The sequence below is a fragment of the Microbacterium martis genome (assembly GCF_047246685.1).
Lineage (GTDB): Bacteria > Actinomycetota > Actinomycetes > Actinomycetales > Microbacteriaceae > Microbacterium.
Genome location: NZ_JBFOKT010000002.1, coordinates 386616 through 392833, shown reverse-complemented (window position 1 = coordinate 392833; position 6218 = coordinate 386616). Strand labels below are relative to the sequence as shown.

Sequence of the window (6218 nt, the reverse complement as noted above, 5' to 3'; positions counted from 1 at the left end):
CGCGTCCGCACCGGCGTGTTCCTCCCTCGAGCGGGGCTTAGGCCGGGCGCGGCGCGTCCGCACCGGCGTGTTCCTCCTTTGAGCGCGGCTCGGGGCCGGCGCACCGGCGTGTTCCTCCTTCGAGCGCGACTCGGGGGCGCCCCGCCCCGCGCCCCCGCGGCATCCGCCCCCACGGCATCCGCTGCCGCTCAGGGGAGGAACACGCCGGGCGCGGCGCGTCCGCACCGGCGTGTTCCTCCCTCGAGCGGGGCTTAGGCCGGGCGCGGCGCGTCCGCACCGGCGTGTTCCTCCCTCGAGCGGGGCTTAGGCCGGGCGCCGCGCGTCCGCACCGGCGTGTTCCTCCCTCGAGCGCGACTCGGGGGCGCCCCGCCCCGAAACCGGCCCGGCGTGAAAGGATCGACGACTGTGACCACTGTCTCCTCGCTCACCGCCGGTTGGACGCTCCGCGCCACCGACCCCGCCCCCGACAGCCCCGCGGCCGCGCTCCCGAAGGAGATCCCCGCGACGGTCCCCGGCACGGTGCACACCGACCTGCTCGCGGCCGGCCTGATCGACGATCCCTATCTCGACCTCAACGAACTGAAGGACGAGTGGATCGGTCGCACGCGGTGGTCGTACCGCACGACGATCGAGTGGACCGATGCCGGCGCCGAGCGCACCGACCTCGTCTTCGACGGACTCGACACCGTCGCCACGGTCAGGCTCAACGGCGACGAGCTCGGCCGCACGTTCAACCAGCACCGCACCTACCGCTTCGACGTGACCGACCGGTTGCGCGCGGGCGCGAACGACCTCGAGGTCGTCTTCGACTCCGCGTGGGAGTACGCCGAGCAGGTCACGGCCGACCTCGGCGACCTGCCGAACGCCTACCCCACTCCGTTCGGGTTCATCCGCAAGATGGCGGCGAACTTCGGCTGGGACTGGGGTCCCCAGCTGGTCACCGCCGGCATCTGGAAGGACGTGCGGCTGGAGTCGTGGTCAGGCGCACGCCTGGCGGAGGTGCGCCCTGCCCTGTCGCTCGACGGCGACGAGGGCGTCGCGCGCGTGACGGCGTTGCTGGAGACAACGGATGCTGACGCCACGGGCCGCGTGATCTCGGTCTCGATCGGCGGTCAGCAGGTCGAAGTGCCGGTCAGCGGTGAGTCCGTCGACGCCGAGCTGCGGATACCGGATGCCGCCGTGTGGTGGCCGCGCGGAATGGGCGAGCAGCCGCTGTACACGCTGACGGTGAGCGTGCACGACGCCGAGAGCACGACGGACTCGTGGTCCCGCCGGGTGGGCTTCCGCACGGTCGAGCTCGACACGTCGGACGATGAGGTCGGCTCGAAGTTCACGTTCGTGATCAACGGCATCCCGCTCTTCATCCGGGGCGCCAACTGGATCCCCGATGACTGCTTCCCCTCCCGGCTGACCGAGGAGCGCTACCGCGCCCGGATCGAGCAGGCCGTCGGTGCGAACCTCAACCTGCTGCGCGTGTGGGGCGGCGGGATCTACGAGCGCGACGAGTTCTACGACATCTGCGACGAGCTGGGCGTGCTGACGTGGCAGGACTTCCTCTTCGCCTGCGCGGCCTATCCCGAGGAGGAGCCGATCCGCAGCGAGGTCGTGGCCGAGGCGCGCGACAACGTGCTGCGCCTCTCGACGCACCCGAGCCTGGTGCTCTGGAACGGGTGCAACGAGAACATCTGGGGCTGGTTCGACTGGAACTGGCAGGAGCAGATCGGTGACCGCACCTGGGGCCTGGGGTATTACACCGACCTGCTCCCGGAGGTCGTGGCCGAGCTCGACCCGACGACGCCGTACTGGCCGGGCAGCCCGTTCTCCGGTTCGATGGACGTGCACCCGAACGACTTCGACCGCGGCAACGTGCACATCTGGGACGTCTGGAATCGCGTCGACTACACCACCTACGCCGAGTACGAGCCGCGGTTCGTGTCGGAGTTCGGCTTCCAGGGTCCGCCGACATGGTCGACGCTCACCCGTGCGATCCACGACGAGCCGCTCACCCCCGAATCGCCCGGGATGCTGCTGCATCAGAAGGCCGCCGACGGCAACGCCAAGCTCGCCCGAGGCATGGAGCCGCATCTTCCCGAGCCGCAGAGCATGGAGGACTGGCACTTCCTGACCCAGCTCAACCAGTCGCGGGCGATCGTCTTCGCGATCGAGCGCTACCGTGCCCAGCGCCCGCACTGCATGGGCACGATCGTCTGGCAGCTCAACGACTGCTGGCCGGTGACGTCGTGGGCGGCCGTCGACGGCGACGGCCGCCGGAAGCCGCTGTGGCACGGACTGCGCCGATCCAACGCCGAACGGCTCGTCACGGTGCAGCCGATGCCCGACGGGAGCCTGATGCTCGTGGCGGTCAACGACTCGATCGAGGAGTGGACCGTCGAGGGGCGCATCCGCCGGCTCGCGTTCGACGGGCGCGCGCTCGCCGAGCAGGCGGTGTCGGTCGTCGTGCCCGCCCTCGACAGCGTGGGCGTTCCCCTCGACGCCGACGTCAGCACGCCCGGAGACCTGAGGCGGGAGTTCGTACGCGCCGACGTCACGGGGGCGACGTCGGCGACCCGCACGTTCGCAGAGGACAAGGAGCTCGCCCTCGAGCCGGCGAACCTCAGGATCGAGGTCGGCGAGTGGCAGGACGGCCGGCAGACGGTCGAGGTGCGGTCCGACACCCTCGTTCGCGGGTTCTCGCTCTTCCCCGACCGCCTCGTCGCCGACGCCTGGCCGGAGGACAGCGACGTCGACCTGATCGCGGGGGAGCCGACCACGATCATCGTGCGTTCGCCGGAGCCGCTGGATGCCGCGGCGCTCGGCTCGTTCCCGGTCGTGCGCAGCGTCAACGACGTGATGACGGCTGCGGCGGACCGGGAGGGCGCCCGCTGATCGGATGCACGCGGTCAGAACAGCCAGCGATGGTCGCGCACGACGGGTCGCGACTGCCACCAGGTGCCCAATCCGGCGGAGGACCCGGCTCCGATCGCCGCGAGCAGCCAGCCGACGAGGATGTACACGAGGTGGTCGTCGACGATCGGGTTGTTGTCGAGCGGGAGCGAGCTCAGGTAGATGCCTCCCATCACCAGCGTGCCGCCGACCGCCGCGAGACGCAGGCACACGCCGGTCACCAGCGCGAGCCCGACGGCTCCGAGGCCGAGCATGAAGAGCGCGTCGACGACCGGGTTGCCGGCGAGCGAACGGAAGAAGCCCGAGAGCGCGCCCTCGGTGTGGCTCAGATAGCCGGCGCTGGCCGACGTGCCCGCCAGCACCGCTCCTTCTCGCGGGGTCGCGATGCCGAGCCCGAACAGCTTGTCGAAGAACGCCCAGAGGTAGACGAACCCCAGCGCGATGCGGGTGACGGCGGCGATGACCCGGGTCGGACGGGAGGCCGTCGCGAGGATCGTCTCAGTACGTGTGGACATGGTGCTCCTTCTCGTCGGTGTCGGTGCGCAGGTGCGTCAATAGTCGGCGGCCGCGAGCACGGTGCCGGAGGGGGCGAGCGACAGCTCGACGCGGGAGATCTGCGCACGAGCGAGCGACGTGGCGGCCGACAGTCCCGTCGTCCTCTCCTCGCCGTCGCCCGTCCAGGTCGCGACGATCGTCCTCGCCCCGAGCGTGTCGACCACGGCCAGCTCGTAGTCGTGCCCGCGGCTCACTCCGGAGGGGTAGGTGCACGACCAGTCGAGCCTGCTTCCCCAGGACTGCTCGGTGATCGCGAGGTCGGCGCGCACGCCGCTGCCGTCGACGGGATCGAGACGTACCGGCGCGTCGGTGCTCGGCGATGCGACGACGGCAGTCTGGTCGGCGGATGCGGCCGAGAGCGCGTATCCGGCGGTCCCGCCCGCGAGAGCGACGGCGACGGATGCCGCGGCGAGCAGCATCCGGCTCCTCGATCTCCGGCGTCGCACCCGGTCGGCGAGCGCGGCCAGCCCCGCCGGATCGGATGCCGCGGCCTCCCGGTCGTCGGCCGCATCCGCGCCGGGGGTCGCGGGCTGCACGCCGGGGACGACGGAGCGGAGCAGGCCGGGCACCGGCGCCAGTTCGCGCACCGCCTCGCGGCACGATCCGCAGGAGGGGAGGTGTCGTTCGAAGGCCCGGCGGTCGTCGACGCTCAGCGCTCCGAGCACGTAGGCGGCGTCCCACTCCCGATATCGATCGTCGCTCATGCGATGACCCCTCTCTCCCGCAGGGCGGTGCGCAGCGACCGCATCCCGTAGTGCATCCGCGATTTGACCGTGCCGGCGGGGATGCCGAACTCCGTCGCGAGCTGCGCGATGCTCTTCCCGCCGTGATAGGCGCCGGTGATGACAGCCCGGTGGTCGGCCGGCAGCGTGGCCAGGGCCTCGGCGATCACCCAGCGCTCGAACAGTCGATCGGTGTCGTCGTCGTGCTCTGCCTCAGGCAGGGTGTCGGTCACGATCTCGCGTCGTCGGCGGGCGCTGCGCAGGTCGTCGGTGACGAGGTTGCGGGCCACGGTGCACAGCCAGGCTCGCACGACCGGATCGGGCCTGGTCAGGATCTCGGGGTTCTGCCACGCCCGCAGCAGCGTCTCCTGCACCACGTCGTCGGCGAGGGCGGCATCGCGGGCGAGCGAGATGACGAAGCCTCGCAGCATGCCGGAATAACGGTTGTGGGCCTTCCGCAGCAGCCGATCGGGATCTGTCGGTGCTGCGAAGTCGTTCATGGGCGCGCGGGCACCCCGTACCGTGTTCTCGCGGCTGTCGCCGCCGTCGACGTGCTCATGTCATCCCCGTTCGCGGTGCGCTCGAGCGCACCTCCGGCGAAGAGACGATACGGGCCGGCGAAAGGTTCAGAGAAATCCGCGGATGCCGTGTGCGACCCGCGTCGAGCGGCTCAGTCGGCCGCGTCGAGCGGCTCGACCGAGACCACGGTCGCCAGCCACGGGCAGTACGTGTCGCTCGTGAGCGTGCCGTCTTCGACGTATTCGGGAAGACCGTCGCAGACCTCGGTCGTGAAGTCGGCGAACTCGAGCGTGGCCGGGTCGATGTGCCACGACCAGGGGGCGTTGACCGACGGGTCGTCGCGGACGATGCGACCCACCGGGATGGCCGGCACCTCTTCGCCGGCCAGGAGGTCTTCCGCGTGCTCGACGAGCTCGGGCGTGATCAGCTCGATCCGGAACCGCTTCCCCTCGATCTCGAAGGTGGCGACGCTCGGGACCTGCGCCGGCGCACGGCTCGCGGACGGGGTGGGCGAGGGGGTCGGGGCGGCGTCGGGAGTGCCGGCGCAGCCGGCGACGACCAGCAGGCCGCCTGCGGCTGCGGCGGCGAGAATGACGCGTGACCTCGTACGCATGATCGTCTGATCCCTTCGTGAGCCGGGGTACGGCGTCGCACGGCTTTCCCTGCGGGCGGTCAGGAGAATCGTATCGGCGGGCGTCTCACCGCGGAACACACGGCTCCGCGCGCATCGCGAGCGGCGGCGGCGAATCGGAGAAGTCGTTCTCCGGTGGAGGGGCTGACGGGAATCGAACCCGCGCTGTCTGCTTGGGAAGCAGAAGTTCTGCCATTGAACTACAGCCCCGAACCCGCTCGATGAGCAGGAGAACGCCAGCCTACCACCGCGGCTCGACCGCCCCGCACTAGGCTGATCCCGTGCTTCTCAGCGATCGCGACATCAGGGCAGAACTCGCATCGGGCCGCGTCGGCCTCGAACCGCATGAGCCGGAGATGATTCAACCGTCGAGCATCGATGTGCGTCTCGACCGGTACTTCCGCCTGTTCGACAACCACAAGTACCCGTTCATCGATCCGTCGGTCGATCAGCCCGAGCTCACCCGCCTCATCGAGGTCGACCCCGCCGAGCCGTTCATCCTGCACCCGGGCGAGTTCGCGCTCGGCGCGACGTTCGAGCAGGTGAGCCTGCCCGACGACATCGCGGCCCGTCTCGAGGGCAAGTCGTCGCTGGGCCGGCTCGGACTCATCACCCACTCGACCGCCGGCTTCATCGACCCCGGCTTCACCGGTCACGTGACGCTCGAGCTCGCCAACGTCGCCACACTGCCGATCAAGCTCTGGCCCGGCATGAAGATCGGCCAGCTGTGCTTCTTCCGGCTGACGTCGCCGGCGGAGAACCCGTACGGGTCGGGTCCGTACGGCAACAGGTATCAGGGGCAGCGGGGGCCGACGGCATCCCGGTCGTTCCAGAACTTCCATCGGACAGACGTCGGCGTCACCGACGTCGGAGCAGTCGGAGGCTGA

General features: G+C 70.4%; 6 protein-coding genes and 1 tRNA gene. 2 read left to right on the top strand and 5 right to left on the bottom strand.

Annotation, left to right across the window (positions count from 1 at the left end):
* Positions 1–405: 405 nt before the first annotated feature.
* Positions 406–2886, top strand: a complete 2481-nt coding sequence (locus tag AB3M90_RS09815) for a glycoside hydrolase family 2 protein (protein WP_412951771.1) — start codon at positions 406–408, stop codon at positions 2884–2886.
* 14 nt (positions 2887–2900) lie between these two features.
* Here AB3M90_RS09815 and AB3M90_RS09810 read toward each other — a convergent pair whose 3' ends face one another.
* The 5 genes from AB3M90_RS09810 to AB3M90_RS09790 form a co-directional block, all read right to left on the bottom strand.
* On the bottom strand, positions 2901–3419 hold the full coding sequence (locus AB3M90_RS09810) for a hypothetical protein (RefSeq protein WP_412951770.1): 519 nt from the start codon (positions 3417–3419) through the stop codon (positions 2901–2903).
* Positions 3420–3455: 36 nt separating this feature from the next.
* The gene (locus AB3M90_RS09805) at positions 3456–4163 is read right to left on the bottom strand and encodes an anti-sigma factor family protein (protein ID WP_412951769.1); all 708 of its coding nucleotides are present in this window, start codon (positions 4161–4163) and stop codon (positions 3456–3458) included.
* Positions 4160–4681: a sigma-70 family RNA polymerase sigma factor gene (locus AB3M90_RS09800; RefSeq protein WP_412951768.1), complete on the bottom strand. Its 522-nt coding sequence runs from the start codon at positions 4679–4681 to the stop codon at positions 4160–4162. Before AB3M90_RS09800 ends, AB3M90_RS09805 begins: the two co-directional genes overlap by 4 nt.
* 170 nt (positions 4682–4851) lie before the next feature.
* Positions 4852–5313 (bottom strand): BP74-related protein, encoded by a 462-nt coding sequence (locus tag AB3M90_RS09795; RefSeq protein ID WP_412951767.1) that lies wholly within the window; start codon positions 5311–5313, stop codon positions 4852–4854.
* 154 nt (positions 5314–5467) lie between these two features.
* Positions 5468–5541 (bottom strand) — tRNA-Gly (locus AB3M90_RS09790).
* Between the two features lie 71 nt (positions 5542–5612).
* Here AB3M90_RS09790 and dcd point away from each other — a divergent pair.
* Positions 5613–6218: a dCTP deaminase gene (dcd, locus tag AB3M90_RS09785; protein WP_412951766.1), complete on the top strand. Its 606-nt coding sequence runs from the start codon at positions 5613–5615 to the stop codon at positions 6216–6218.